General features: G+C 65.8%; 28 protein-coding genes. 2 read left to right on the top strand and 26 right to left on the bottom strand.

What is annotated here, in order from left to right; all coding sequences use genetic code 11:
* Positions 1-134 precede the first annotated feature (134 nt).
* A complete protein-coding gene (locus tag EB836_RS08545; RefSeq protein WP_135539676.1) occupies positions 135-1,334 on the top strand; it encodes an acyl-CoA dehydrogenase family protein in 1,200 nt (399 codons plus the stop codon).
* A 96-nt stretch (positions 1,335-1,430) separates the two neighbouring features.
* On the opposite strand, the gene EB836_RS08550 is transcribed toward EB836_RS08545, so the two are convergent.
* The 9 genes from EB836_RS08550 to rpsB all read right to left on the bottom strand — a co-directional run bounded on the left by EB836_RS08550 (position 1,431) and on the right by rpsB (position 9,592).
* Complete coding sequence (locus EB836_RS08550; protein ID WP_205683340.1) at positions 1,431-2,315, bottom strand: hypothetical protein; 885 nt, start codon at positions 2,313-2,315, stop codon at positions 1,431-1,433.
* Positions 2,316-2,346: 31 nt separating this feature from the next.
* Positions 2,347-3,033 (bottom strand): hypothetical protein, encoded by a 687-nt coding sequence (locus EB836_RS08555; RefSeq protein WP_135539422.1) that lies wholly within the window; start codon positions 3,031-3,033, stop codon positions 2,347-2,349.
* Positions 3,026-3,586 carry a DivIVA domain-containing protein gene (locus EB836_RS08560; protein WP_135539424.1) on the bottom strand — a complete coding sequence of 187 codons (561 nt, stop codon included), beginning with the start codon at positions 3,584-3,586 and terminating at the stop codon, positions 3,026-3,028. The genes EB836_RS08555 and EB836_RS08560 overlap by 8 nt, the downstream gene beginning before the upstream one ends.
* A 114-nt stretch (positions 3,587-3,700) precedes the next feature.
* The gene (locus tag EB836_RS08565) at positions 3,701-5,005 is read right to left on the bottom strand and encodes a 23S rRNA (adenine(2503)-C(2))-methyltransferase RlmN (protein ID WP_240689748.1); all 1,305 of its coding nucleotides are present in this window, start codon (positions 5,003-5,005) and stop codon (positions 3,701-3,703) included.
* Positions 5,006-5,070: 65 nt separating this feature from the next.
* Positions 5,071-6,093: a phosphatidate cytidylyltransferase gene (locus EB836_RS08570; protein WP_135539426.1), complete on the bottom strand. Its 1,023-nt coding sequence runs from the start codon at positions 6,091-6,093 to the stop codon at positions 5,071-5,073.
* Complete coding sequence (gene frr, locus EB836_RS08575; RefSeq protein WP_135539428.1) at positions 6,093-6,650, bottom strand: ribosome recycling factor; 558 nt, start codon at positions 6,648-6,650, stop codon at positions 6,093-6,095. Before frr ends, EB836_RS08570 begins: the two co-directional genes overlap by 1 nt.
* Positions 6,651-6,818: 168 nt before the next feature.
* Positions 6,819-7,571, bottom strand: coding sequence for a UMP kinase (gene pyrH, locus EB836_RS08580; protein ID WP_135539682.1), 753 nt, complete (start codon positions 7,569-7,571; stop codon positions 6,819-6,821).
* 185 nt (positions 7,572-7,756) lie between these two features.
* Positions 7,757-8,584: a translation elongation factor Ts gene (gene tsf / locus EB836_RS08585; protein WP_135539430.1), complete on the bottom strand. Its 828-nt coding sequence runs from the start codon at positions 8,582-8,584 to the stop codon at positions 7,757-7,759.
* A 33-nt stretch (positions 8,585-8,617) separates the two neighbouring features.
* Positions 8,618-9,592 carry a 30S ribosomal protein S2 gene (rpsB, locus tag EB836_RS08590; RefSeq protein ID WP_135539432.1) on the bottom strand — a complete coding sequence of 325 codons (975 nt, stop codon included), beginning with the start codon at positions 9,590-9,592 and terminating at the stop codon, positions 8,618-8,620.
* Between the two features lie 588 nt (positions 9,593-10,180).
* Between rpsB and EB836_RS08595 the strand changes: the two genes are divergently transcribed.
* Positions 10,181-11,311 (top strand): D-alanyl-D-alanine carboxypeptidase family protein, encoded by a 1,131-nt coding sequence (locus EB836_RS08595; protein WP_135539434.1) that lies wholly within the window; start codon positions 10,181-10,183, stop codon positions 11,309-11,311.
* 9 nt (positions 11,312-11,320) lie between these two features.
* On the opposite strand, the gene EB836_RS08600 is transcribed toward EB836_RS08595, so the two are convergent.
* The 17 genes from EB836_RS08600 to EB836_RS08680 all read right to left on the bottom strand — a co-directional run bounded on the left by EB836_RS08600 (position 11,321) and on the right by EB836_RS08680 (position 26,404).
* A complete protein-coding gene (locus EB836_RS08600; protein ID WP_135539436.1) occupies positions 11,321-12,373 on the bottom strand; it encodes a tyrosine recombinase XerC in 1,053 nt (350 codons plus the stop codon).
* A gap of 156 nt (positions 12,374-12,529) precedes the next feature.
* Entirely contained in the window at positions 12,530-13,738 is a 1,209-nt protein-coding gene (gene dprA / locus EB836_RS08605) for a DNA-processing protein DprA (protein WP_135539438.1), read from the bottom strand.
* On the bottom strand, positions 13,735-15,315 hold the full coding sequence (locus EB836_RS08610) for a YifB family Mg chelatase-like AAA ATPase (RefSeq protein ID WP_240689750.1): 1,581 nt from the start codon (positions 15,313-15,315) through the stop codon (positions 13,735-13,737). Before EB836_RS08610 ends, dprA begins: the two co-directional genes overlap by 4 nt.
* Complete coding sequence (locus tag EB836_RS08615; RefSeq protein WP_240689752.1) at positions 15,312-15,713, bottom strand: YraN family protein; 402 nt, start codon at positions 15,711-15,713, stop codon at positions 15,312-15,314. Before EB836_RS08615 ends, EB836_RS08610 begins: the two co-directional genes overlap by 4 nt.
* Positions 15,714-15,867: 154 nt before the next feature.
* Positions 15,868-16,185, bottom strand: a complete 318-nt coding sequence (locus EB836_RS08620) for a DUF2469 domain-containing protein (RefSeq protein WP_135539440.1) — start codon at positions 16,183-16,185, stop codon at positions 15,868-15,870.
* Entirely contained in the window at positions 16,172-16,933 is a 762-nt protein-coding gene (locus EB836_RS08625) for a ribonuclease HII (RefSeq protein WP_135539442.1), read from the bottom strand. The genes EB836_RS08620 and EB836_RS08625 overlap by 14 nt, the downstream gene beginning before the upstream one ends.
* Positions 16,933-17,637: a signal peptidase I gene (gene lepB, locus EB836_RS08630; protein ID WP_135539444.1), complete on the bottom strand. Its 705-nt coding sequence runs from the start codon at positions 17,635-17,637 to the stop codon at positions 16,933-16,935. Before lepB (EB836_RS08630) ends, EB836_RS08625 begins: the two co-directional genes overlap by 1 nt.
* A gap of 173 nt (positions 17,638-17,810) precedes the next feature.
* Positions 17,811-18,434: a signal peptidase I gene (gene lepB / locus EB836_RS08635; RefSeq protein ID WP_135539446.1), complete on the bottom strand. Its 624-nt coding sequence runs from the start codon at positions 18,432-18,434 to the stop codon at positions 17,811-17,813.
* Positions 18,435-18,465: 31 nt separating this feature from the next.
* Positions 18,466-18,807: a 50S ribosomal protein L19 gene (gene rplS / locus EB836_RS08640; protein WP_135539448.1), complete on the bottom strand. Its 342-nt coding sequence runs from the start codon at positions 18,805-18,807 to the stop codon at positions 18,466-18,468.
* 174 nt (positions 18,808-18,981) lie between these two features.
* Positions 18,982-19,752 (bottom strand): tRNA (guanosine(37)-N1)-methyltransferase TrmD, encoded by a 771-nt coding sequence (gene trmD / locus EB836_RS08645; RefSeq protein WP_135539688.1) that lies wholly within the window; start codon positions 19,750-19,752, stop codon positions 18,982-18,984.
* A 74-nt stretch (positions 19,753-19,826) separates the two neighbouring features.
* The gene (rimM, locus tag EB836_RS08650) at positions 19,827-20,327 is read right to left on the bottom strand and encodes a ribosome maturation factor RimM (protein ID WP_135539450.1); all 501 of its coding nucleotides are present in this window, start codon (positions 20,325-20,327) and stop codon (positions 19,827-19,829) included.
* Positions 20,328-20,517: 190 nt separating this feature from the next.
* Positions 20,518-20,748, bottom strand: coding sequence for an RNA-binding protein (locus tag EB836_RS08655; RefSeq protein ID WP_135539452.1), 231 nt, complete (start codon positions 20,746-20,748; stop codon positions 20,518-20,520).
* A gap of 1 nt (position 20,749) precedes the next feature.
* Positions 20,750-21,184, bottom strand: coding sequence for a 30S ribosomal protein S16 (gene rpsP, locus EB836_RS08660; protein WP_135539453.1), 435 nt, complete (start codon positions 21,182-21,184; stop codon positions 20,750-20,752).
* Between the two features lie 157 nt (positions 21,185-21,341).
* Positions 21,342-22,955 carry a signal recognition particle protein gene (gene ffh, locus EB836_RS08665; RefSeq protein WP_135539455.1) on the bottom strand — a complete coding sequence of 538 codons (1,614 nt, stop codon included), beginning with the start codon at positions 22,953-22,955 and terminating at the stop codon, positions 21,342-21,344.
* A 327-nt stretch (positions 22,956-23,282) separates the two neighbouring features.
* Positions 23,283-24,503: an ammonium transporter gene (locus tag EB836_RS08670; protein ID WP_135539457.1), complete on the bottom strand. Its 1,221-nt coding sequence runs from the start codon at positions 24,501-24,503 to the stop codon at positions 23,283-23,285.
* Positions 24,504-24,664: 161 nt separating this feature from the next.
* Positions 24,665-25,807: a signal recognition particle-docking protein FtsY gene (ftsY, locus tag EB836_RS08675; RefSeq protein WP_135539459.1), complete on the bottom strand. Its 1,143-nt coding sequence runs from the start codon at positions 25,805-25,807 to the stop codon at positions 24,665-24,667.
* Between the two features lie 195 nt (positions 25,808-26,002).
* The gene (locus EB836_RS08680) at positions 26,003-26,404 is read right to left on the bottom strand and encodes a hypothetical protein (RefSeq protein WP_135539461.1); all 402 of its coding nucleotides are present in this window, start codon (positions 26,402-26,404) and stop codon (positions 26,003-26,005) included.
* Positions 26,405-26,452: the final 48 nt, after the last annotated feature.

Raw genomic sequence — 26,452 nt, forward strand, 5'->3', positions numbered from 1 at the left:
CGACACGACCCCGCGTGGCAGCTCGTGTCCCACCCGATGAACCGCAGGTGTCTGCTGTGGTTCGCCGGCGCTGGTCTTCCACCGCGATCCGGTGAAACAGTGAGTGAGAAGAATCAATGGCGAAAGAGATGGATATGAGCAAGACGCTGAGCCCTGACGACATTCTTGGACTGGATTCGGTCTTCGAATCCGATGACCTCGAATTCGCATCGATTGTCAAGAAGTGGTTGGACGAGAACGTTCGCGAGAAGATCGGTGACTACTTCCTCGACGCGACCATCCCCGCCCGTGAGCTCGCGGAGGGTCTCGGCGAACTCGGTCTGCTCGGCATGCACCTCGACGGCTACGGCTGCGGCGGATCGACTGCCACACAGTACGGTCTGGCCTGTCGTGAGCTCGAAGCCGTCGACTCCGGTCTGCGCTCGCTCGTGTCCGTGCAGGGCTCGCTGGCGATGTTCGCCATCCACCACTTCGGTTCCGAGGAGCAGAAGGAAGAATGGCTGCCGAAGATGGCCGCCGGCAAGGCCATCGGCTGCTTCGGACTGACCGAACCCGATGTCGGCTCCGACCCTTCGGGGATGAAGACGACCGCGAAGAAGGACGGGTCCGATTGGGTCCTCAACGGCGCGAAGATGTGGATCACGAATTCCCCGGTCTCCGATGTCATGGTCGTGTGGGCCAAGACCGAAGAGGTCGACGACAAGGGCAAGCAGGTCGTGCGCGGTTTCGTCGTGCCGTCGAACACGGAGGGTGTGCAGACCCCGGAGATCCATCGCAAGATCTCGCTGCGAGCGTCGATCACCGGTGAGATCGTCCTCGACAATGTCCGTCTGCCCGAAGATGCCATGCTGCCGAAGGCCAAGGGACTCAAGGGCCCCCTGTCCTGCCTGTCCGAGGCTCGCTACGGAATCGTCTTCGGTGTCACCGGCGCCGCTCGTGACGCGCTGCTCTCGGCGCTGGAGTACACCGGAACCCGGATCCAGTTCGACCGTCCGCTCTCGTCGTTCCAGATCACGCAGCAGAAGCTCGCGAAGGCCTTCGGCCAGTATTCGCAGATCACTCTGCTCGCCGCTCACCTGGGCAAGCTCAAGGATTCCGAAAAGGGCGTGCGTCCGGAGCAGATCAGCCTCGGCAAGATGGTCAACGTCGATACCGCGATGAACGTCTGCCGTGACCTGCGTGCCCTGTTCGGCGGTTCGGGCATCACGAGCGAGTACCCGCCGCTGCGTCACGCGGTCAACCTCGAAACCGTGCTCACCTACGAAGGCACGCATGAGGTCCACCAGCTCACCCTGGGTCGGACGATGACCGGAATCAACGCCTTCGCCAACTGAAGTTGGGCCGCCGGCTTCTGCGCAAGCTCGGCGCTCCCGCCGCTCAGTGTCGCTGCCGCCCGCCGGCCCTTCGGGGTTCGGCGGGCGGTGTCGCGTTCACGACACCGGTCGCAGTTCCAGCGTGATCGTCAGTTCGTCCTCGCCGAGGCGGCTGTGAGCGTGCATCCCATGGGCAGTGGCGAACTCGGCGGCGTCCGCGGCCTGTTCCCGGCCGAGTTCGATGAGCAGCACACCGTCGGCTGCGAGCCAGTCAGTGGATTCGATGATGAGACGTCGCACGAGGTCGAGCCCATCGGGACCCGCGAACAGTGCACGGGCCGGTTCGAAGTCCACGGCTTCACGGGGCAGGAAGTCCGCGGCGGTCTCGGGCACATAGGGTGGAACGGCGGCGATGACCGAGAACCTGTGCCGCAATGCCTCGGGCAGGCCGTGCAGACAGTCGAGAGTGTGTCCGTGCACGGTGATCCCCGGCCGCCGCTCATGCCCAGGCATCCCTGACTGCCCAAGCGCTCCCGGCTGCCCAGGCGCCCCGGCCTGCGAGGATGCTGTCACATTCCGCACGGCGCACCTCACCGCCTCTGCCTGCACATCACCGAGATGGATCTGAACGTCCGGCACCGAAGCGGCCGTGACTGCGGCGGCTGCGACCGAGGCGACGGGTCCGACTCCGCAGAAGGCTTCGAGCACCACCGGGCCCGCTCCTCCTGCACCGCGGCGGCGCGCCACGTCCCTGATCGCGGACGCCGTGGCCTCGGCCAGCTGGCGGGTGCGCTGCCGGGGAACGAACATTCCGGGCCGCACGTTCAGGCGCAGTCCTGCGAAGTCGACCCAGCCGACGATCTGTTCGAGCGGTTCTCCCGCGACCCGTCGTGCAACGAGGTCGACGAGCTTCGTGTCCGGGTCGCCGAGGTGCACCGCTTCGAGAAGAATCGCCGCTTCGTCTTCGGCGAAGACGCAGCCGGCGGCGCGCAGACGCTCCACGGTCGGTGCGAATCGCGGATCGTGCTGCGGCCTACGAGGCAGAGAGGACCTCGTTGCGCAGCCACTCGAGGCTCGACTCGGCGTCGATCTCACCGGAGTCCGTGAGCAGAAGGGTGTGGTCGGGGGCTAGTGGGACGAGTGCGGCGAATTCGACCCGGGAGTCGCGCATCGCCTGATCGAGGTTCGCGGTCTCGGCCCCGATGGTCACGCCCACGCCTTCGAACCGCGAGCGGGTGACCCGCACCGACGCCCGACCCGGTTCGACCGGTTCCGCTTCGATAGCGTGCAGAACGATCGCATCTCCGGCGCCCGCGACACCGTCAGAGGAATCCCCGGGACCGCGCAGGTCCACGGTCAGCCCGATCCGGGCCGCGGCGAGGAGACTGAGCGCCCGCGCCACCGGTGGGACATCCTCGGCGACGGTGAGCGTGGCACCGGACTCCGGGACCACACCCATGGCCCGCAGCACCCCGGCGAGTTTCGAACTGCGGTCGAGCACCTCCGCGCGGTCGAGTTCGACGGGCACGGACAGGGCCTTGATGAGCCGGGGGTCGGTGACTTCGCGACCGTCGACGAGCGGTTTCTCGGGTGCGGGACCGGTGAGGACGACGTCGTCGGCCTGCCCCATGGCGATCGGAAAGTCGAGGATCTCGTAGACGGGGTTGAGGGTGCCGGGATGCGACTTCGTCGGAACGGAGAAGAAGTGGAAGTCAGTCAACGGAGGCCATCACCTCGACGACGCGGTCGATGAACGCATCGACCTGGTCCTCGTTGTAGGCCTTCTTGCCCTTCGCCGTCTTGAACAGCACACGGCGGACCTGGTCGACGCTCATCGCCACGCCCTGCGTGAAGTAGGAGTTGACCTTGTCGCACATGTCATCAACCTGCTCGATGTCATAGCCGATGACACCGGGAGGCGGGTTGTCGAAGCGTTCCCCGGTCTCACGCACCAGACGGCCCCGCAGGGACGCGGCGACGCGGGTGAGCTCGGAGACCCAGGCGTCCTGACCGGACTGTGCGATGAGACGGTCGCGGGCCTGCTTGGCGAAGGCGTCTTCGAGGCGGTCGAGTGCGGCATCGACGACGGCGACATGATAGCCCTTGCGGACGAGGTCGAAGCCGACCGTGCGCACGGCACGCGAATCCAGGTCCCCGGGCTGCGGGGTCGGCCGTTCGAAGGACTCGCGGGCGCGCTTGAAGAAGCTGTCGACCTGCTTGGGGTCGTATCCGTTCTTCCAACCGGACATCCGAGGGAAAGTCGTGTCCGCCATGTCTCCTCCAGAAGCGAGTGGCTGTGGTGTTTCCACCATGATAGATGGAAGCCGCAGAAATTGCGTGCCGGCACGTACGTGCCGGGCATCGGATGTCTCCGACCGGGCCGTGTCTCAGTCGGCGGCGGCGAGCTGACCGCAGGCACCGTCGATGTCGGAGCCGCGGGTATCGCGGATCGTCGTCGGAATGCCGTGGTCGAGGAGGCGGCGGACGAATTCGTCGGCGACTTCCGGTTCCGAGGCCGTCCACACCGATCCGGGGGTCGGGTTGAGGGGAATCGGGTTGACGTGCACCCAGCCGCGGCCACGCGCATTGAGTTTCTTCGCGAGCAGTTCGGCGCGCCAGACGTGATCGTTCATGTCCTTGATGAGCGCGTACTCGATGCTCACGCGCCGCCCCGTGACCTGGTAGTAGTTGAAGGCGGCGTCGATGGCCTCATCGGCCTTCCACCGGGTGTTGACCGGAATCATCTCATCGCGCAGCTCATCATCGGGTGCGTGGAGGCTGAGCGCGAAGGTCACGGGGATGTCCTCGGCGGCGAGCTTGTTGATGCCCGGCACCAGCCCGACCGTGGAGATCGTGATCCGCCTGGCCGACATGCCCAGGCCCTCCGGTGCCGGTCCGACGAACCGGCGAACCGCGTCCATCACCCGCTTGTAGTTGGCCAGGGGCTCGCCCATGCCCATGAAGACGATATTCGAGACCCGTTCGGGTCCGCTCGCCGAGGCGGCCGTGCCGTCCCCGTCGAACGCGGACTCCCCTGCCGCGTCATCATCGTCGGCTTCGGCGCCGAGCGCGGTCTCGCCGGTGCCCGGCATGTCCGACTTCGGTGCCTCGGCGAGTTCGCCGGCGGCGATGACCTGGTTGGCGCGGATGACCTGTTCGACGATCTCGGCGGTGGACATGTTGCGCGTCAGCCCCTGCTGACCGGTCGCGCAGAACGGGCAGTTCATGCCGCAGCCGCACTGGCTGGACACACACAGGGTGACCCGGTTGCGGTAGCGCATGAGGACGGACTCGACGAGGGCGCCGTCGAAGAGACGCCAGAGGAATTTGATGGTGTCGCCGTTCTCGGTGCGCAGCCGACGGACCTCGGTGAGCAGGTGCGGGAAGAACCGCTCCTGGATCTCAGCCCGCTTGTCCTTGGGCAGGTCGGTCATCGCCTCGGTGTCGGTGACGTAGTGGCTGAAGTAGTGCGTCGAGATCTGCTTGGCGCGGAAGGCCGGCAGGCCCATTTCCTTGACCGCTTCGACCCGTTCGCCCATGCTCATGTCGGCCAAGTGCTGGGGAGGCTGCTTGACCCGCGCGGACTTGAAGTTGAGAAGGGGACGGCCATCGCGCATCGGGGTCTTCGATGTCGTGCCGTCGGCGTGTTCGACGACGGGCCTGGTCTGCCTTCTGCCTGCTTGAGAACTCACGGACCCATTGTCTCATGTCGGGCACGGGACTGTCGTGTGTGAGCCGCCACGCCGGTGAACGCTGCTCAGAGGTAGCCGGGCAGCACCATGAACAGGACGAGGGCGACGGGGGCGGTGGGCAGGATCGAGTCGAGTCGGTCCATCACTCCGCCGTGGCCGGGCAGCAGGGTGCCCATGTCCTTGAGTTCGAGATCGCGTTTGATCATCGATTCGCTGAAGTCGCCGAGGGTCGCGAACGCGGGAATGACCGCACCGATGACCAGTCCGGTCCAGAACGGGGCACCGACGAGGGTGACGGCGAGGATGGTCGCGACGATCGCGGCGAAGACCGTGGAGCCGAGGTAGCCCTCCCAGGACTTCTTCGGCGAGATCCTCGGTGCGATGGGGTGCTTGCCCCACAGCACGCCGAAGACGTAGCCGCCGGTGTCGGAGGCGACGACGGAGGCGAGGAAGATGATGATGTAGAAGTTGCCGTCGGGCTGGGTGAGCAGGAAGACGATGAAGCAGGCCATGAGGCCGACGTAGGTGAGGGCGAAGAGGGAGAGCGAGACGTCTTTGACCGCGTTCTTCCGCCGTTCGACCATCGTGAACAGCATGACCGCGCCGGCGCTGGCGGCGAAGGTCACCCACAGGGCCTCACGACCGCCGATATAGGTGGCCACGACCATGCAGGCCGCGGAGACCATGGTGGGCACACGGGAGACGAGGGAACCCGAACGCGAAAGCGCATTCGCCAGTTCCCACATCGCAGCGACGATGCCGATGAGGACGATGAAGAGGAACGAGATCGGCAGGAACACGAGGGAGGCGAGCACGACGCCGCCGATGAGCATGCCCATGCCGATGGCGGCGGGGAGGTTGCGGCCGGCTCGACCGTAGTCCTTCGGTTCGGGTTCTTCGGACTCTTCGACCGCCTCGGGGGTCGGGTTCGAATCCGGATCGTCCGGCGAATACGGCTTGTCCGAGTGGCGCAGGTCCCGTCGTTTGGGGAACGGCGCCTCTGATTGTGCTGCGTCGCGCGAGTGATCCGGCTCCCCGAGTGGAGCCGGATCTGCGGCTGGGCTGTCGGACCCGGTCACGGAGATCATCAGACCTCGAGGAGTTCGGCTTCCTTCTGGGAGAGCAGTTGGTCGATGTTGTCGACCTTGCTCTTCGTCAGATCGTCGAGTTCCGAGATGCTGCGAGTGACCTCGTCCTCGCCGGCCTCGCCGTCCTTCTTGATGCGCTCGAGGACATCCTTGGCGTGGCGACGGATGTTGCGGATGGAGACCTTGCCGTCTTCGGCCTTGCCCTTGACGATCTTGACGTATTCCTTGCGACGTTCCTCGGTGAGTTCCGGGAGGACGACGCGGATGACATGTCCGTCGTTGGCCGGGTTCGCACCGATGTCCGAGTTGCGCAGAGCGTTCTCGATATCGCCCAGGGTGCCCTTGTCGTAGGGGGTCACGAGGATCGTGCGGGCCTCGGGGGTCTGGAACGATGCCAGCTGCTGCAGCGGGGTCGCAGCACCGTAGTAGTCGATTTCGATGTCGGCGAACAGTGCGGGGTTGGCGCGGCCGGTGCGGATCGACGCGAAGTCGTCCTGCGTGAATTCGACGGCTTTGTCCATCTTCTCTCTGGCTTCGGCCAGTGTCTCTTCAATCACGGTTCACTCTTTCCATCTCTGTAAGCTTTGGGTTCATTCTATGGGTCATGACTGAAAAATGCCGCACCGAATCTTCACAGGGGTGTCCTCACCTGCGTGGATGCGAAACGGTGGGCCCGCCTCGGCGCCTCCTCTGTGGAGGGGTGACCGCCTCGGTGGCGGCGGATCTCAGTGGACGACGGTGCCGATCTTGTCGCCCATGATCGCCTTGCGCAGATTGCCTTCGCCTTCCATGCCGAAGACGTGCATCGGCAGCTTGTTGTCCATGCACAGGCTGAAGGCGGTGGCGTCGACGACTTTGAGTCCGCGCTGCAGGGCTTCCTGGTAGGTGATCTCGGTGAGCTTCTCAGCAGCCGGGTCGACCTTCGGGTCGGCGGTGTAGACCCCGTCGACGCCGTTTTTCGCGATGAGCACCTCATCGGCGTGGACTTCCAGGGCGCGCTGGGCGGCGACGGTGTCGGTGGAGAAATAGGGCAGTCCAGCGCCGGCACCGAAGATGACGACGCGGTTCTTCTCCATGTGCCGCATGGCGCGGCGGGGGATGTAGGACTCGGCGACCTGGGACATCGGGATCGCCGTCTGGACCCGGGTGTCGACTCCGGTCTGTTCGAGGAAATCCTGCAGTGCCAGGCAGTTCATCACGGTGCCGAGCATGCCCATGTAGTCGGCGCGGGTGCGGTCCATGCCGCGCTGGGACAGTTCGGCGCCGCGGAAGAAGTTGCCGCCGCCGACGACGATGCTGACCTCGACGTCCTCGACCGTGGGGGCGACTTCGCGGGCGACCGCAGCCACGACATCCGGGTCGACGCCGATCCGACCGCCGCCGAAGACCTCACCGGAGAGTTTGAGCAGGACGCGCCGGCGATGGGTGCGGACGGGATGGCTGACGTGAGCAGATTCGTGAACCGGGGTGCTTGTCATGGAGTCCTTCTTCCGTGCGGGCAGATCGATGCCCGGGTGGATCGTCATTCGGTTGAGTCGTCTGGGCCAGTCTAGCGAAAAACGGGGTCGGACCGATCGGTCCGACCCCGTTGCGCAGGTGAGTTCTCACTCACGCAGCGAACCTGCCGAGCAGACGCAGGGGCTGCTCAGCGGTCAGTGGTGTTTCAGGCTCCGACGCGGTAGCGCAGGAAGCCGGTGGCCTTGACGCCGGCAGCCTCGAGCACCGCGGCCACGGACTGCTTGGGATCCTTGGCGAATCCCTGGTCGAGCAGGCAGTTCTCCTTGAAGAAGCCGTTGACGCGACCTTCGACGATCTTCGGCATAGCCTTCTCGGGCTTGCCTTCGTTCTTCGCGGTGTCTTCGGCGATGCGGCGTTCGTTCTCGACGATGTCGGAGGGAACGTCTTCGCGGGAGAAGTACTTCGGGCTCATGGCAGCGATGTGCACGGCGACATCGTGTGCCACGGTCTCGTCGTCACCTTCGAAGGCCAGCAGCACACCGACCTGCGGGGGCAGGTCCTTGTTGGTGCGGTGCAGGTAGGAAGCGACCTTGGCGCCTTCGACGCGACCCACGCGACGCAGGTCGACCTTCTCGCCCAGGGTGGCACCGGACTCGGTGATGAACTGGGAGATGGGCTTGCCGTCGGTCTCGGCGGCGAGCAGCGACTCGGCCGATTCCGACTTGTTGGCCACGGCCAGCTCGAGGACCTGGTCGGCGAGCTTGACGAACGGCTCGGACTTCGCGACGAAGTCGGTCTCCGAATTGAGTTCGATCATGGTGCCGACACCGCCGTCCACGTGCGTGGCGACGAGGCCGTCGGAGGTGGAGCGGCCTTCGCGCTTGGTGGCTCCCTTGAGCCCCTTCACGCGCAGAGCTTCCATAGCCTTGGCCTGGTCGCCGTCGGACTCGTCAAGAGCCTTCTTGACGTCCATCATGCCGGCGCCGGTCTTCTCGCGCAGTGCCTTGATGTCAGCGGCAGTGTAGTTTGCCATTCTTTCTCCTCAGGGTGGTGGAGTTAAAGGAAATCAGGACTCGGTCGACTCGGTGGAGTCGGCAGCTTCAGCGGTCGGAGCGGCTTCAGCGGTCTCAGCTTCAGCAGTCTCGGCGGCGGGAGCTGCGGCAGCGGTCTCAGCCTCGGCGGCAGGAGCTGCGGCAGCGGTCTCGGCCTCAGCGGCAGGAGCGGCTTCAGCGGACTCGGCAGCAGCCTCGGCGGGCTTCTCCTCGGTCTTGCCTTCGAGCAGCTCGCGCTCCCATTCGGGCATGGGCTCGACAGCGGAGACGTTCTTCTCACCGGACTGCTCGTCCGAGGAGTGACGGGCGATGAGGCCCTCGGCGACAGCGTCGGCGACCACGCGGGTCAGCAGCGAGACCGAGCGGATGGCGTCGTCGTTGCCCGGGATCGGGTAGTTGACGTCGTCCGGGTCGCAGTTGGTGTCGAGGATGCCGATGACCGGGATGCCCAGCTTCTTGGCCTCATCGACGGCGAGGTGTTCCTTCTTGGTGTCGACGATCCAGACGGCCGACGGGGTGCGCTGCATGTCGCGGATGCCGCCGAGGGTCTTCTCGAGCTTGTCCTTCTCGCGACGAAGGATGAGCAGTTCCTTCTTGGTGTGCGAGGAGCCTGCAACATCGTCGAAGTCGATCTCTTCGAGTTCCTTGAGGCGGCGCAGACGCATCGAGATGGTCTGGAAGTTCGTGAGCATGCCGCCGAGCCAACGCTGGTTGACGAAGGGCTGACCCACGCGCTTGGCCTGTTCGGCGATGGATTCCTGGGCCTGCTTCTTGGTGCCGACGAAGAGGATCGTGCCGCCGTGGGCCACGGTCTCCTTGACGAACTCGAAGGCTGAGTCGATGTAGCCCAGCGACTTCTGCAGGTCGATGATGTAGATGCCGTTGCGCTCGGTGAAGATGAAGCGCTTCATCTTCGGGTTCCAACGACGGGTCTGGTGTCCAAAGTGTACGCCGCTGTCGAGCAGCTGGCGGATGGTGACGACGGCCATGCCGACGCCCTCCTTTCTGTTGCACCCGAGGGTGCTTTTACGTCACGCGCGCGTCGGTCCTTCCGCGATGCGAAACCCGTGAGGGATCGCTTCGATCCGACCGACGGGGAGCGTCGATGACATTTTCGGTTGATTCCTGGTACCCGGTTCGTCCGCCCCACAAGCACACCTGATGGCAGCTTGCACCATGGGAAGGAGAAGAATTCGGATACGCGTAGTCAGAAGACATGCTTCTGCTGACGCGATTCTATCCCGGTTGGGCAAGTCATTTCCAATCGAGGTCCGCCCTCGCCGAGGCGGCGCTCGGCTGCCTCCCGAACCCGCCGACTCGTGCGCCGCAGGGTGTGGAGGGGAACCGCCCCTGGGACGGTTCCGGTGCGCGGCCCTGCAGGCAGTCGCGCGCGGTTCGTGCCTGAAGTCCGCAGACCGGAGAGGGCTGCACGCGGGTGCGCACGCGGGCACTCGACCACCTGTTTCTGTGGACCCTGCCCCGACTCCACCTCCCGAGCCCTGGGGACGGCCTACACGTGTCCACAGGCGGCTTCTGGGAGGGTGACACGGTGGAGGGGCGGGGGCTTCTATGGGCGCATGAACCTCGTCTCCCCTGATCCGCATCACCCGCTTCACCGCCGAGGATGGACCCACCCGCTTCACCGCCGAGGATGGACCCGCCGGTCCCACTATCGCGGTGCATCCGGCGGGCCCCACCATCGTCGACGGTCATACCGCCCCGAGTGGTCGTTCGCCAGTTCCGGGCAGATCCGGTCTCTGCTGCTGACGTCGCTCCTCGCCTCGGCACTCATCTTCACCACGTCTCCCCCGAGTGCTTCAGCGGCGACCGATGCACAGAACTGGGTCAGCCCGGTGCCCGCGATGGAGATCATCAACGCTTTCGACCCGCCCGACAAGCCCTGGCTCAAGGGACACCGGGGAATCGATGTGCTCGCGGTCGAGGGAGAACCGCTGCGGGCGCCGACGAAGGGCACCATCCGCTTCGCCGGCACGGTCGCAGGCACGGCCACCGTCAGCGTGCTCACCGCCTCCGGGCATGTGCTGTCATTCCAACCGGCGGCGACAATGCTGAAGAAGGGCGAAGAGTTCTCGGCCGGCGAGCGCATCGGCACGATCGGCTCCGGTGACCACTGCGACCGGTCGTGTCTGCACATCGGGGCGTGGCCGGACGAGGCGAAGAAGCGCTATATCGATCCGAGCAGGTTCTTCGGGCAGGAGCAGTCCCTGCTGCTGCCGCTGTCGCGGAAACCGGATGAGGAGGCCAAGGCCGGCGGTGGCGGTTCGGCGACGTCGGGGGCCGGGGCCTGGGGCGGACACAGCAACGGCCGGATTCCCGCCTCGGCGATGTGTCCGCTGAAGACGGCGCCCGGTCAGATGCTGCGCTGCGATGCGCAGGCCGCCTTCGACCGGATGTCGCTGGCGTTCGCGGCTCGGTTCGGATCACCGATCTCGGTCACGGATGCCTATCGCGACTACGCCACGCAGGTGATCCTCAAACGACGGAAAGGTCGGATGGCCGCCACACCGGGCACGTCGAACCACGGGTGGGCTCTCGCGGTCGATCTCGGCAGCGGCATCAATTCCTTCGGCACCGCTCAGCACCAGTGGATGCGGGCCAATGCCCCGAAATTCGGATGGATCCATCCCGGGTGGGCGAGGCAGTCGGGTTCGCTGCCCGAGCCCTGGCACTGGGAGTTCCGCAAATAGCGCTGGTGTTCAGGCCCGCGGATGGGCGCGGCGGTACGTCTCCTGCAGACGCTGCATCGACACGTGAGTGTAGATCTGGGTGCTGCTCATGGTCGAGTGGCCGAGCAGCTCCTGAATCTGTCTGAGGTCGGCCCCGCGGTCGAGCATATGGGTGGCCGCCGAGTGCCGCAGCCCGTGGGGCCCGATGTCCGGTGCGCTCGGATCCTCGGCACCGTAGCGGTGGACGAGTTCGCGCACCTGCCGGGCTCCGATGCGTCCGCCGCGGACCCCGAGGAACAGAGCGTCCCCGCTGTTGGGCCCGGCGAACAGATCGCGGGCGGCGAGCCAGTCGTTCAGCGCCGTCTGTGCCGGAGCGCCGAAGGGCACTCGGCGTTCCTTGTCGCCTTTGCCGAGCACTGTGATCATCGCTTTCCGGTGGTCGACGTCGCGGCGGTCGAGGCCGGTGAGTTCGGAGACACGCACTGCGGTCGCGTAGAGCATTTCGAGGATCGCGGCATCACGGAGACGTTTGGCGGCTTCGAGAGGATCGTCGCTGCGCTCACGTGCGGATCGCTGAGAACCCGATCCTGGCGAGGCTGAACCGTCGGCGGCGGAGGCTTCGGGCGGAGAATCGTCCCGATCGGCGGCGGAGACGAGGGCAGCGGCCTGCTGCGGTTTGAGCACCGTGGGCAGGCGCGAGTCCTTCTTCGGAGTCCGCAGCCGTGCCGCGGGGTTGTTCGGCAGTCCCAGATTGTTCACGCCGAAGGCGAAGAAGGAGCGGACGGCGGCGATCTTGCGTGCCACCGTTGACTTCGCGGCACCGGCATCGTCGAGGGCGATCAGCCATGATCGCAGATCATCGAGTTCGACGGCAGCCAGATCGATCCGCTTTCCCTCAGCCTTCGGCGAACCGGAGTTCTCCTCTGCCCTGCCGAGGCGCAGCTTCGACGAGTGCACGGCGTGGTCGAGGAAATCGGTGACATCGGAGACATAGGCGCGAGCGGTGTGTTCGGAGACGTCACGGGATCGCAGGTGGTCGGCATAGCCTGCCACCACTTCGGCGACCGTCGACAGTGTGCTCACAGTCCCCAGGATACGTGTGCGATCACGTGCGAGTGAGGATTGGCCTCTGCGGCAGGTCGGACACCATCGGATCGAGGTCGTCGACGATGAACTCACCGATGGAGAAGACGCCGGTGAAGCCTCGCGGCACGGTTATGGGGAATCACCCACGAGGAATCAGCGCCGCACGCGCAGCTTCACCCACCCGGTGTCGCGGCGTTCGGCCAATCCGGCGAGGTCGAGCACGGTCAGGGAGCTGAGCGCACCTGTGATGGTCAGTCCCGCCCGGGAGGCGATCGTGCCGACGTCGAGTGGTTTCGACACGGTCAGCGCATTGAGGCAGATCTTCTCCCTCTCCCCGAGGTCCTCAAGCGGATCGGGTCGTTGAGAGGCACCGCTGTCGGTGTCGAAGAGCGCCGGAGCGTGATCGTCCATGAGTGCGATGACGTCGTCGCTGCAGGTGACGAGTTCTGCCTCATGCTCACGCACGAGCCGGTGGGCCCCGGTCGATGACGCCGAATAGACCGATCCGGGGAACGCAGCGACCTGCCGGGAGAGTTCGAGGGCATGACGGGCCGTGTTGAGCGCTCCGCTTCGCCATCCGGCCTCGACGATGACGCTCACCTGTGCGGAGGCGGCGATGAGTCGGTTGCGCAGAAGGAACCGGTGGCGCATCGGGGTCATCCCCGGAGCGGTCTCGGACACGATCGCGCCGGTGGCCAGGATCTGCTCGAACAGATCGGCGTTTGCGGCCGGATAGAAGCGGTCGACTCCCCCGGCCATGAACGCGATCGTCGGTGCCTCGCGGGCGATGGCGGCCCGGTGCGCGGCGGCGTCGATGCCGAACGCTCCACCGGAGACGACGGTGATCCCGTGAGCGGCGAGATCCCAGGCGAGGTCGGAGGCGCATTTGGTGCCGTAGTTGCTCGCGGCCCGGGCTCCGACGACGGCGACCGCGCGGGAGAGGGCGCGCGTGAGGCTCACAGTGCCTCTCACCCACAGCCCCAACGGTGCGGCCGGACCGAGGTCGTCGAGCATGCTCGGCCATTCTTCGTCGCCGGGGATGACGAGCCGACCGCCGAGTCGTGCGATCTTGTCGAGATCGCGCCCGGCGACAGCAACGTCCTCGTCGCCTGCGCGGACTGCCCACCTCTCGATGGCTTCGCGCATCTGCCCGTGCGTGGCCGCCTCGGCGCCGGTGGAGTTCAGCCCCGCCATCGCCTCATCCGCGGTGGCCTCACCTCGGCCGACGACGGTGACGATCGTGTGCGCGGCGACCGGTCCGATGTCGTCGACGAGGCGTTTGAGCAGACCGTCGCCGGGTTCGCCGATGCGCAGCAGGGAGGCGATGGCCGCGCGGACCTCCTCGTTCGTGTTCACGGTCATGACTCCTGCGTCCTCAGGGCGAGCGCCATCCGCATCGCGTCGTGGTCGGGTCCCGGTTTTCCGTCGAGGTCGGCCAGGGTGGTCGCGACCCGCAGCACCCGGTCGTAGCCGCGCATCGTGATCCGTCCCGTGTCGAGTGCCCGGTCGAGGTCGGTCAATGCCGCAGGGCTGAGACCGAAGTGGTCGCGCAGCCAGGTGCCGGGCGCTTCGGCATTGAGGTGCCAGGAACAGTCGGCGAAGCGTTCGGTCTGTCGCCTCCGGGCTTCGAGCACACGTGCGGCCACGACGGCGCTGGTCTCCTGTCCCCCGCCGAGACGGATGTCTGCAGGAGAGACGGGGAAGAGTTCGAGCTGCAGGTCGACTCGGTCGAGCAGCGGCCCGGACAGGCGATTGCGATAGCGGCGTTTGTCCAAGGGGGTGCACCGGCAGTCCGCTCCGGCCCCGGCCATTCCGACTCCGCAGGGGCACGGGTTCGCGGCCATGATGAGTTGGAAGGCCGCCGGCAGCACCATGGAACCCCAGGCCCGGTGGATGTGGACGCGGCGGGATTCCATCGGCTGCCGCAGCGCTTCGAGCACATCGCGGGAGAATTCCGGAGCTTCGTCGATGAACAGCACCCCGCGGTGTGCGCGGCTGAGGATCCCGACCGTTCCGGGGCGACGTCCCCCGATGAGCGCCGAGGCGGTGCTGCGGTGGTGGGGTGCTTCGAACGGGGGTCGGTGGTCGAGTCCCTCGCTGCCGTCGAGTTCTCCCCGCAGGGACCGTACGGTGGCGACTTCGACGGCTTCGTCATCGTTGAGAGCCGGCAGAATCCCGGGCAGGCACTGGGCGAGCAGTGTCTTGCCGGCTCCGGGTGTGCCGCGCATGAGCAGGTTGTGTCCTCCGGCGGCGGCGACTTCGAGTCCGAATCGCCCTTCGGCTTGGCCCTGCACCTCGGCGAGGTCGTGGAGTTCCGGTGTGACGGGGACGGGACGGTCCATGTCGATCACCGCGGGCAGAGGAGGTACGGCCATGGATCCGCCGTAGGCGTTGACGAGTTCGGCCAGGGAGGCGACGGGGAGGGTGCGGGCTCGTCCGAGCAAAGAGGCTTCCGAGGCATTGCCGATGGGGACGACGAACCGGTCGAAGCCTGCCTGCATCCCGGTGTGCAGGGCGGGCAGAATTCCCGTCACGGGTCGGATCCTGCCGTCGAGTCCGATCTCGCCGCAGTGGATGATCGACCCGGTGTCCTCGCTCGAGATGAGGTCCAGGGCCTTGAGCACGGCGACGGCGATGCCGAGGTCGAAGCCGGTGCCGATCTTCGGCACCGTGCCCGGGGTGAGGTTGATCGTCAGGTGCTGTGTCGCCACAGGGGCACCGAGGAAGGCGAGGGCCGCACGCAGTCGTTTGCGTGACTCGCTCACCGAGGTGTCCGGCAGTCCGACGATGTCGATTCCGGGCAGACCGGCGCTGATGCTGGCTTCGATCGACACGATCTTTCCGCTCAGTCCCCACAGAGCCACGGCGCAGGCGCGGCCGATGATGTGGCCCTTCGGCTCAGCGGTGCCGGGTTCCCGCATTTCCGGTGCCTCGGTCATGAGTCGACCTGGATGTTCGGGCAGTGGAAATACTGGATGCTCGGCTCGATGATGATGCCGAGCGCGTCGATGCGGACTGCGGGGAAGTATTCGCTCTGCCCCCGCAGCCAGATTCCGGCGAGCATGCGGATGCGGGTGAGTTTGGCTCGCGTGACGGCTTCGAGCGGTGATCCGAGGGCAGCGGTGCGACGGGTCTTGACCTCGACGAAGACGGCGGTGTCACCGTCTCGGGCGATGATGTCGAGTTCACCGCGCGGACAACGGAAGTTGCGTTCGACGATGACGAGCCCGGCGTGCTCGAGGTAGGCCGCCGCGAGGTCCTCTCCTCTGTCGCCCAGAGCCTGCTTGCGCATGCCCTTCGCAGTGCGTTTTCGCCGAGTTGCCCGTGTCTGTGCCATGTCGGCCAGCTGACCACGGCAACGAGAGCGGCGAGAAGAGGGAGAAATGAGCCTGTGGAAGCCGCACGGCCGTCCACAGCCGAATCACGCCGGAGTCAGAGCATGATCCACAGATGCTGGTGCGCGAGTGCCCGCCCGGACTCGCTTCCCGAACTCAGCCCCGGATCGACGTCGGCGGTTCGAGATCGGATTTCGCGATCTCCTCGATGTTCACGTCTTTGAAGGTCAGCACGTGCACGGTCTTGATGAACCGGGAGGAACGGTAGCTGTCCCACACCCACGCATCGCGCAGGGTGAGTTCGAAGTACACGTCCCCGGCATCGTTGTGGGCTTTGAGGTCGACGTGATTGGCGAGGTAGAAGCGTCGTTCGGTCTCGACGACATAGGCGAAGAGACCGACGACATCTCGGTATTCCTTGTACAGCTGGAGCTCGAGTTGAGCCTCGTAGTCGTCCAGATCATCGGCGCTCATGATGACCCCTCCCTTCTGATACCGCGTGCAAGCGGAAGCTCTGACGGTGGTGGATGCTGGGACCGAAGTCGACGATGCCCTGCCGGTGCTTCGCCGTGCCGTATCCCACGTTCGACTCCCAACCATAGTGCGGCAGATCCTCGGCGAGTGCGATCATCGTCTCGTCGCGAGTCACTTTCGCGACGATGCTCGCCGCCGCGATCGCCGGCACGGAGCCGTCGCCCTTGATCACGGTGCGAACCGGCGGCAGTTCGAATTCGGCGCAGTGCCCGAATATCCCCAGGCAGTCGAGGGTAAGTGGGGCCGAGAGCCAATCGTGGCGGCCGTCGAGGAGAACCATCGTCCGCTCCGGGCAGTCCCCCGCCGAGGCGACCGAACCAACACCGGCACCACCCCAAGCGTCGAGCATCTCGATCATCGCCCGCCGTCCGGCGAGGTTGAGCGCCATGGTCATGCCGATCTCGTCGAGTTCGGCGGGGCTCGTCGAACCCACCGCCGCGGCAGTCGCCCACGAACGCACACGGTCGGTGGCGTCCTGCCGAGACCGGGCGCTGAGCTGCTTGGAATCATGGATACCCGCGGGCACCTCGGCGCCGGTGATCTTCCGCAGATCGAACAGGGCGACACCGACACTGACGGGGCCGGCCAGGGCGCCGCGTCCGACCTCGTCGACACCGATGACGAAGTCGAAGCCCTCTCTCAACAGTCCGTTCTCGACACTGAGGTCGGTCAGTCCGCGCATGGTCATCAGTTCCCGGTGATTCCCTGCGAATCGGGGACGTCGGCGAAAACGTCTTCGGGGTTCGACACCCAGCTGAAGTGATTGAACGGCCAATTGATGAGGAACACGGTCCCGACCATGTCGTCTTCGGAGACGAAGGGTTCGCTGTCCATGTGATAACGGGAATCGGCGGAGTTGCCGCGGTTGTCGCCCATCACCCAGTAGTGGCCTTTGGGGACGGTGACCTTGAACTCGACCTCGGACGGTGCGGTGCCTTCATCGAGGTAGGTCTCGTCGATCGATTCGCCGTTGACCATGAGGCGCCCCTGCCCATCGCAGCATTCGATGGTGTCGCCGCCGACCCCGATCACGCGTTTGATGAGCTGGTTTCCCGCATCCGAGGGGGCCAGGCCGATGAATTCGAGGACCGGGTTGGGGGTGTATTGGGTGGTCTCGGCTGCCGAGAGCCAGTGCGCGGGGTCGTCGAAGACGACGATGTCGCCGCGGTTGGCCGGCCCGAACCGTGGGGCGAGCTGGTTGACCAGCACCCGGTCATCGACCTGCAGGGTGGTCATCATGGATTCCGAGGGAATGTAGAACGAGCGGACGACCCAGGTCTTCAGCGCCGTCGAGATGAGCAGGGCGATGACGATGATCGCCACGGTCTCCAACAGCCCCCGCACGAACCGTTTCGAGGCGGGGGGCGGGGAAGCTTGAGAGTCGCTGGTCATTCGTTCGCTTTCACATTCGGCCACGGTTTCCGCTGGGACTGAACCGAGCGTACCAGCACGAACCTGACCGGATCCTCAACCGCACACGGTTGCCCTCGCCGAGGCGGAGGCGCAGTCGCGAACCGCCTCACCCACCATGGCGGTTGAGTCGCACCGACGGTCGCGGCGAAGGCTCAGTCGATCGAGGAACCGTGGCCGATGACCGGGCCGATGACCCGGTCGGTGGGGATGAATCCCCCACCGGGACGGCCGAGCAGCGACCGCGAGTCCGCGGAGTCGGTGCGGTTGTCACCCATCACCCACATCGTGTCGGCCGGCACTTCGACGGAGAATTCCACCGCCGAGGCGGGGGTGGGGGCATAGTCTTCACGCAGAGGTTCGCCGTTGAGCAGGAGCCGACCGTCGGCATCGCAGCACTGCAGAGTGTCGCCGCCGACGGCGATGACGCGTTTGACGTAGTAGACGTCGCGGGGGCCGAGTCCGACCCAGGACCCGATCTTCTGCAGAGGCGTCGGCAGGGCGTCGTCGACGAAGGAGCCACGGCCGTCGAAGACGACGATGTCGCCGCGCTGGATGTCGCCGCGCAGGGCGTCGGGACGCCAGACGGTGATCGAGTCGTCGACCTTGAGAGTCGGCTCCATCGAGGCGCTGGGAATGGTGAAGCGCTGGATGACGAATCCGCGGACGGATCCGCCGAGGATGACGATGATGACGGCGATGGCCGCGATCGTCTTCCAGAACCTGGCCGAATACAGAAGACGCGACCCGAAGGTCGCGTCTTCATGTCGGTTCGGCACGGTGTGATCATCTCCCACAGTGCCGGGCAAATCAGGCCTTTTCGCGGATGCGAGCAGCCTTGCCGCGCAGTTCGCGCAGGTAGTAGAGCTTCGCACGGCGGACATCGCCGCGAGAGAGGACCTCGATCTTGTCGACGTTGGGCGAGTGCACCGGGAAGGTACGCTCGACACCGACGCCGAAGCTGATCTTACGAACGGTGAAGGTCTCACGGACTCCGTCGCCCTGGCGACGGATGACGATGCCCTTGAACACCTGGATACGCGAGCGCGAACCCTCGATCACCTTGACGTGAACGTTGAGGGTGTCGCCGGCGCGGAATTCAGGCACATCGGACTTCAGCGAGGCTGAATCTACAACATCGAGCTTCTGCATTGTGGTTTCTCCTGTGGCCCCAGCTTCAGGTCGAGGACACGCATATCGGACCGGTGAACCGGTGACTGGATCGTCTGTCGGGATTGCTCCCCGTCGATCCGCCGCATCAGAGACGGCGGATCATGGTGGACCCACATCCCCCTGAAGCAGGTGGGGGCCAACAAACGCGACGCTCTATTCTGTCACGGTTCCACGCTCAGACTCAAACCGTTCGAGCGCGGCCAGGTCCTCTCCGCTCAGGTCGGTGAGCCGGGCGAGGAGGTCGGGTCTGACTTCGGCGGTCTTTTCGAGACGTCGGTCACGCCGCCACCGCGCGATCGCCGCATGGTTGCCGCTGAGCAGGATCTCCGGCACGTCCCGGCCACGCCAGCTCGCCGGCTTCGTGAAGATCGGGTATTCGAGCAGACCGTCTTCGTGGCTCTCCTCGGTCAGGGATTCCGGGTTGCCGATGACCCCGGGGATGAGTCGGCTGATCGCTTCGATCATCACCATCGACGCGACTTCACCGCCGTTGAGGACGTAGTCGCCGATGCTCATGGGCCGCAGTTCGAAGCGCTCCCCGGCCCAGTCGATGACCCGCTGATCGATGCCTTCGTAGCGACCGCAGGCGAACACGAGATGCTGCCGGGAGGCGAGATCCTCGGCGATGCGCTGGTCGAACACCTCGCCGGCGGGGCTCGGGACGATGAGCGTGGGCTTCGCCTCCCCGGCGGGGCGACCGGCGAGGATGTGTTCGAGCGCCAGCGCCCAGGGTTCGGCCTTCATGACCATACCCGCTCCCCCGCCATAGGGAGAGTCGTCAACGGTGTTGTGCCGGTCGAAGGTGAAGTCGCGCAGGTCATGGACGTTGAGTCCCAGCTGCCCGCGTTCGACGGCCTTGCCGATGAGCGAGAGCTGCAGTCCGGCAAGGTACTCGGGGAAGATCGAGACGACGTCGATCGACATGGCCCGGTCCCCCTGCCCAACGGCGGCGGCCTCCTCGGCGGGGGTGTCGTTGCTGCTCATCGGGGACGGTTCACTCATTCGGCGTCGAAGAGGCCGGCGGGTGGGGTGACGACGAGGCGGCCGGCCTCGATGTCGACATCGGGCACGATCGCGGTGACGAACGGGATGAGCACGACATGGCCGAGCGTGTGCTTCATGTGCAGCAGGTCCTGAGCGGTGCCGTTGGTGACGTCGACGATCTCTCCGACGAGCTCGTCGTTCTCATAGACGTTGAGGCCGATGAGGTCGTCGAGGTACCAGGCGTCGTCGTCCTCGTCCTCTTCGTCCTGTTCGGCGAGGATGAGGGTGTTGCGGATCTCCTCGGCGCGGTTGCGGTCGGGGACTTCCTCGAAGGCCAGGAGAAGTCGGTCGCGGTGCCACCTCGCCGACTTCAGCGTCAGCGTGCCGATGTCCGGGTCGGTGGCGAAGTTCGCCCCGGGGGTGAGCCGTTCCTCGGGACGGTCCGTGCGCACCTCGACGGTGAATTCGCCCTTGATCCCGTGCGGCTTGCCCAGGCGGGCGATCACCGTGTCCATTCTGCTCCTCGAAGTTTGCGGTCGTTGACTGTCCGGCCGGCTGACGTCGGTGCATGTGCGCGACGATCCGTCGCGGCAGATCCTGCGCCTGCGGCCGTGTTCAGGCACCAGTCTAGTCGGCGACGGGGTGGTGAATGCACGAGAGGGGATGCAGCGCATCTGCACTGCATCCCCTCTCGCACAGAAGGTGTTACGCCTCGATGAGGTCCACTCGCACCGACTCACGGCCGGCCAGAGAGTTCATCACGGTGCGCAGGGCCTTGGCGGTCCTGCCCGCACGGCCGATGACCCGACCGAGGTCTTCGGGGTGAACCCGAACCTCGAGGGTCGTGCCGCGGTGCGATGAACGCGAGCGAACGGACACGTCGTCGGGATGATCGACGATGCCGCGGACCAGATGCTCGAGCGAATCAGCCAACATCTCAGGCTTCAGCGCTTTCTTCAGCGGCCTCAGGTGCGGCTTCGGCGGCCGGAGCCTCAGCAGCGTCAGCGGACTTGCCGCCCTTCTGCGTGATGGCTTCCTTCACGACCGACTCGGCGTTGGGAGCCACGTAGGCTTCCTTCTCCTGCTGCGGCTTGACGGTGTTGACCGCTTCGCCCTCGCCGGTGAACTTCTGCCAGTCACCGGTGAGCTTGAGCAGGGCACGCACCTGTTCGGTGGGCTGAGCGCCCACCGAGAGCCAGTACTGAGCGCGCTCGGAGTCGATCTCGACGACCGAAGGCTCACGGGTCGGGTGGTAGATGCCGATCTGCTCTTTGGCCTTGCCGTCGCGACGCGTCCGCGAATCCATGACGACGACGCGGTAGAAGGGTGCACGGACTTTGCCCATGCGGGTCAGACGAATTTTGACTGCCACTTGAGTGGTGTCTCCTTTTGTGTTCTGTGTGCACAGCTGATCCAGTTCGATCGTGGGGTTGACCTGCTGGAAGCCGCGGCTCGGACTATCACTTCGGCGCGGATGAGAGGGCCCGGACCGAGAGCAAAAGTACAAGAGTCAATTGTGCCAGAAGGCTCTACTTCTTGCCACCTGGGAAGATTCCGCCGAATCCCTTCGGCAGGTTCGAAGGGTCGAATTCCTCGTCCTTGTCCAGATCGACTCCGCCGAAGGCCGAGCCGACCGGGTCCTGGGTCTTGCCGGCCTTCTTATCGGCCAGCGCCTTCGCTTCCTGGGCGCGCTTGGCCGGGTTGCCCGACTGACCGCCCTTGCGGCCCTTTTTCTTCCCCGAGACCTTCTTCTTCCGGGCCCCCGGGCCACCGGGCATTCCGCCCATTCCGGGCATCTGCGGCATGCCACCGCCGCCACCGGGCATTCCGGGCATCCCGCCGCCGCGGGTCATCGAGCGCATCATCTTCTGCGCCTGGCCGAAACGCTCCATGAGCTGGTTGACCGCGGTGACGGTGGTGCCGGCACCCTTGGCGATGCGGGCGCGGCGGGAGCCGTTGAGGATCTTCGGGTTCGATCGCTCCTGGGGTGTCATCGATCTCACAATCGCTTCGACCCGGTCGACCTCACGCTCGTCGAAGTTCGCCAGCTGTTCCTTGTACTGGCTCATGCCGGGCATCATGCCCAGCATCTTCTTCATCGAGCCCATCTTCTTCAGGCCCGCCATCTGCGTGAGGAAGTCGTTGAGATCGAAGTCCTCGCCGGCTTCGACCTTCTTCTTGAGCTTCTCGGTCTCTTTTTCGTCGAAGTTCTTCTCGGCCTGCTCGATGAGCGTCATGATGTCGCCCATGTCGAGGATCCGGTCAGCCATCCGGTCCGGATGGAACTGTTCGAAGTCCTTCATCGACTCACCGGTCGAGGCGAACATGATCGGCTTGCCGGTCACCTCGGCGACCGACAGTGCCGCACCGCCGCGGGAGTCGCCATCGAGCTTCGAGAGCACGACGCCGGTGAAGTCGACGCCTTCGAGGAACGCCTCGGCGGTCTTCACCGCGTCCTGGCCGATCATCGCGTCGATGACGAAGAGGACTTCGTCGGGGTTGACCGCGGTGCGGATGTCCGCGGCCTGGGCCATGAGCTCCTCGTCGATGCCGAGCCGGCCGGCCGTGTCGACGATGACGACATCGTGCAGCTTCGACTTCGCGACCTCGAGGGAGTCGGTGGCGACCTGGATCGGATCGCCCACGCCGTTGCCCGGTTCGGGAGCGTAGACGACGGCTCCGGCACGTTCACCGACGATCTGGAGCTGGTTGACCGCATTGGGCCGCTGCAGGTCGGCGGCGACGAGCATCGGGCGGTGGCCCTCGGACTTCAGCCAGTGCGCGAGCTTTCCGGCCAGGGTGGTCTTACCGGCACCTTGGAGGCCCGCGAGCATGATGACCGTCGGCGGACGCTTGGCGAAGTTCAGACGGCGCGTCTGACCACCGAGGATGCCGACGAGTTCGTCGTTGACGATTTTGACGACCTGCTGGCCGGGATTGAGTGCGCCCGAGACTTCCTCGGACAGCGCACGCTCCCGGATCCGGCCGGTGAAGGCACGCACGACAGGCAGGGCGACGTCGGCGTCGAGCAGGGCACGTCTGATCTCACGAATGGTGGCATCGACGTCGGCTTCGGACAGCCGGCCCTTCCCGCGCAGATTCTTGAAAGTCGCGGTGAGCCTGTCTGACAGAGAGTTAAACACGTACAAGCCTTCTTCACGATGATTTGGTCGACTCTTAAGCCTAGCAACTCACCCGCGTCCGGCTGAAACCGTGAGTGCTGACAATGCCCGGTGAACTCTCGCCGAGGCGGCCCCGCCTCGCACTCCCCCACCCGCTCCCTCGCAACAGGCACCGTTAGTCGCAACAGGCACCGTAAGCAGCAAACCCCCTCGCTGCGCCACGGTGATTTGCGGTGAACGATGATGGATGCCCGCCTGACTGCAGGAGAGAGCACCTGCAGACGGGCGGCGGGGCAGTGACCACCGGGCCGCAGTGACCGGCGGGAAGCGGCGGCCGCCGGTCGCAGGTCACCGGAAGGAGTAGGCCTGCTCCGCGTGCTCGAAGGCATCGATCCCCTCGAGCTCCTCGCGAGGGTCGATCCGCAGCCCCATCGTCCCGCGCAGCACCAGTGCGATGGCAAGCGTGGCGAGGCCGGCGAAGACGACGGCCACGAGACAGGCGAGCACCTGCGCGATGAGCAGTTCGAAACCGGCTCCGTAGAAGAGACCGGCCGGCCCGTCCTCGTGCGGGAAGGCGAAGAAGCCGATCATCACAGTGCCGATGACCCCCGCGACGAGGTGGACGGCCACCACATCGAGCGCATCGTCGTAGCGCAGACGATTCTTCGCCTCCACGGCGAAGATCGCTCCGGCACCTGCGGCGATGCCGATGAGCACGGCAGCATAGGGGTCGACGTCAGCGCACGCCGGGGTGATCGCGACGAGGCCGGCGATCGCTCCCGAGACGCTGCCGATGCTGCTCGGTCGCGAAGCCCGGAGACGTTCGATCACGATCCAGGTGATCATGCCGGCGGCCGGGCTGGCCAGGGTGTTGATCCAGATCAGACCGCCCTGTTCGATCGTCGCGGCGGCGCCCCCGTTGAAGCCGAACCATCCGAACCACAGCAGGGCCGCTCCGAGCACGGTGATCGGAATATTGTGCGGCTTGTGCGGGGCCGAGAATCTGGCGCGGCGACCCATGACGATGACGAGGACGAGGGCGGAGATGCCGGCGTTGATGTGGACGACGGTGCCGCCGGCGAAGTCGATGGCGGGTCCGAACAGGCGGCCGATCGCACCCGATTCGCTGAGCAGACCGTCGCCCCAGACCATGAACGCCAGCGGGCAGTACACCAGAGTCACCCAGGCGGCGGAGAAGACGAGCCAGGTGGAGAACTTCGCTCGGTCGGCGACGGCTCCGGCGATGAGCGCGATCGCGATCATCGCAAAGGTCGATCCGTAGCCGATCGAGATGAGCGAGGCGGGATCATCGGCCACGGCACCGCTGAGTCCGAGCTGGGACCGCGGATCGCCGACGATTCCGGCGATCGAATCACCCGAGCTCAGACCATATCCGCAGAGCACCCAGACGAGCCCGCCGACGGCCATTGCGGAGAAGACCATCATCATCATATTGATGGCCGAGGTGATTCGCGTCATCCCGCCGTAGAAGAACGCCACCCCCGGTGTCATGAGCAGCACCAGCCCTGCCGCGACCATCATCCATACGTTCACTGCATCGAGTTCCATGTCGTCTCTCATCTGTCCAAGCCGGTTCCGGATCGAACCGCGCAGAGACAGTCTCCATGACGCATGTCACAGTGATGCTTCGGTCATGTTTCCGCAGTGTGACAAGCCGGGCCCCACCCCGTCGATACAAGGGTGAGACCCGGCAGAATCAGTACGCGAAATCAGTCGAGCAGCGCGTCGACGAATCCTTCGGCGGTGAAGGGCGCGAGATCGTCTGCGCCCTCACCCAGCCCGATGAGCTTGACCGGCACGCCGAGCTCACGCTGGACGGCTATGACGATGCCGCCCTTCGCCGTGCCGTCGAGTTTCGTGAGCACGATTCCGGTGACGTCGACCGCCTCGGCGAAGACCTTCGCCTGCTGCATGCCGTTCTGTCCGGTGGTCGCATCGAGGACGAGGAGCACCTCGTCGATCTCGTGGCCCTCGCCCAGCGGGCGGGTGGCCACACGCTTGACCTTGCCGAGCTCGTCCATGAGGCCGCGCTTGTTCTGCAGCCGTCCGGCGGTGTCGACGAGGACGACGTCAGTGCCGTCGGCCTGCCCCTTCTCCACGGCCGAGTAGGCCACCGAGGCGGGATCGGCCCCTTCTTCCTTGCGCACGGTTTCGACGCCGACGCGTTCACCCCAGGTGGCCAGCTGCTCGGCGGCGGCTGCGCGGAAGGTGTCCGCGGCCCCGAGGAGCACGGTTCTGTCCTCAGCGACGAGCACGCGGGCGATCTTGCCCACGGTCGTGGTCTTCCCCGATCCGTTCACTCCGACGACGAGGATGACCGCGGGATCTCCGCCGGTTCCCTGATCGGCCAGGGAGCGGTCCATGGTCGGGTCGACGAGGGTGATGAGCTCTTCCCGGAGCAGCCCGCGCACCTCGTCGGGGTCACGCGTGCCGAGGACCTTGACGCGTTCGCGCAGCCGGTCGACGAGTTCGGTCGTCGGCTCCACACCGACGTCGGCGAGGATGAGCGTGTCTTCGATCTCCTCCCATGCGGATTCGTCGAGGTTGTCCCGCGACAGGAGATTGAGCAGGCCGCGGCCGAGCCCGGAGTTCGACTTCGCGAGGCGTTCGCGCAGGCGCACGAGCCGGCTGGCCGGTTCCGTGGGAACCTCCGAACCGCGGGCCTCGGCCTTCTCCTTCGCGACCGCCTCGGCGACCTCATCGGTACTGAGCTCACCGGTGACATCGGCATCGATGCTGCGTTCTTCGCGCGGTCCTCGCTTCGTGCCGCTGACGCGCAGGGAGATGCCCAGCGCAACAACGAGAATGAAGACGATGGCCGCGACGACGAGCAAGATGATCGGCTGATCCATTGTTCTTCCGTCCTCCTTTGAGAGCCTTCGGTCAGGCCGCCGGCACTCGAGTTCCCGGACTCATCCGGTGGTGTCTGTCTGTCGTGTCCCACGCCGGAATCAGTCGGCGCGGTTTCCATTGTCCTCGGCCCCGATTCCGCGGGGACCGGTTTGTCTGTGATCTTGGTTTCGTCTGCGCTCAGAACCTGTCAGCACTCAGGATCCGCGGCTGCCGAAGAGCAGACCGGCGGTGGTCTTCCACCCGGTTCCCGACTCCGGGATCTTCCAGTGGCGGGTGCGCGGACGCACCGTGATGAGCGAGGGGGCCGCGTGACGGCGAGGCTGCGGACGCAGCACATAGGAATGGTCGCGGATCGCGGTGACCGCCGCCTGTTCCCGCGTGGCCAGATGCGAGGTGCCGTCGTCGTGGCCGAAGAATTCGTGGACTTCGTCGTCGTAGCCGGTCCATTGGGCGGGCAGACGGAATCGCTGCACCTCGGAGGAGTACTTGAGTCGGCCCTCGGCACGCAGGCCGGGCAGAGCGACGAGGAGGACGACGACGAGAGCCAGAGCGAACGAGATCGCCAGTCCTACGATGATGACAAGCACCGAATTCATGCCCTCGAGCCACCTCGCAGATCAGCAGCCTCGGCCATGGACGTCCCG

This window comes from Brevibacterium sp. S111, assembly GCF_004745075.1.
In the GTDB taxonomy this organism is placed as follows: domain Bacteria; phylum Actinomycetota; class Actinomycetes; order Actinomycetales; family Brevibacteriaceae; genus Brevibacterium.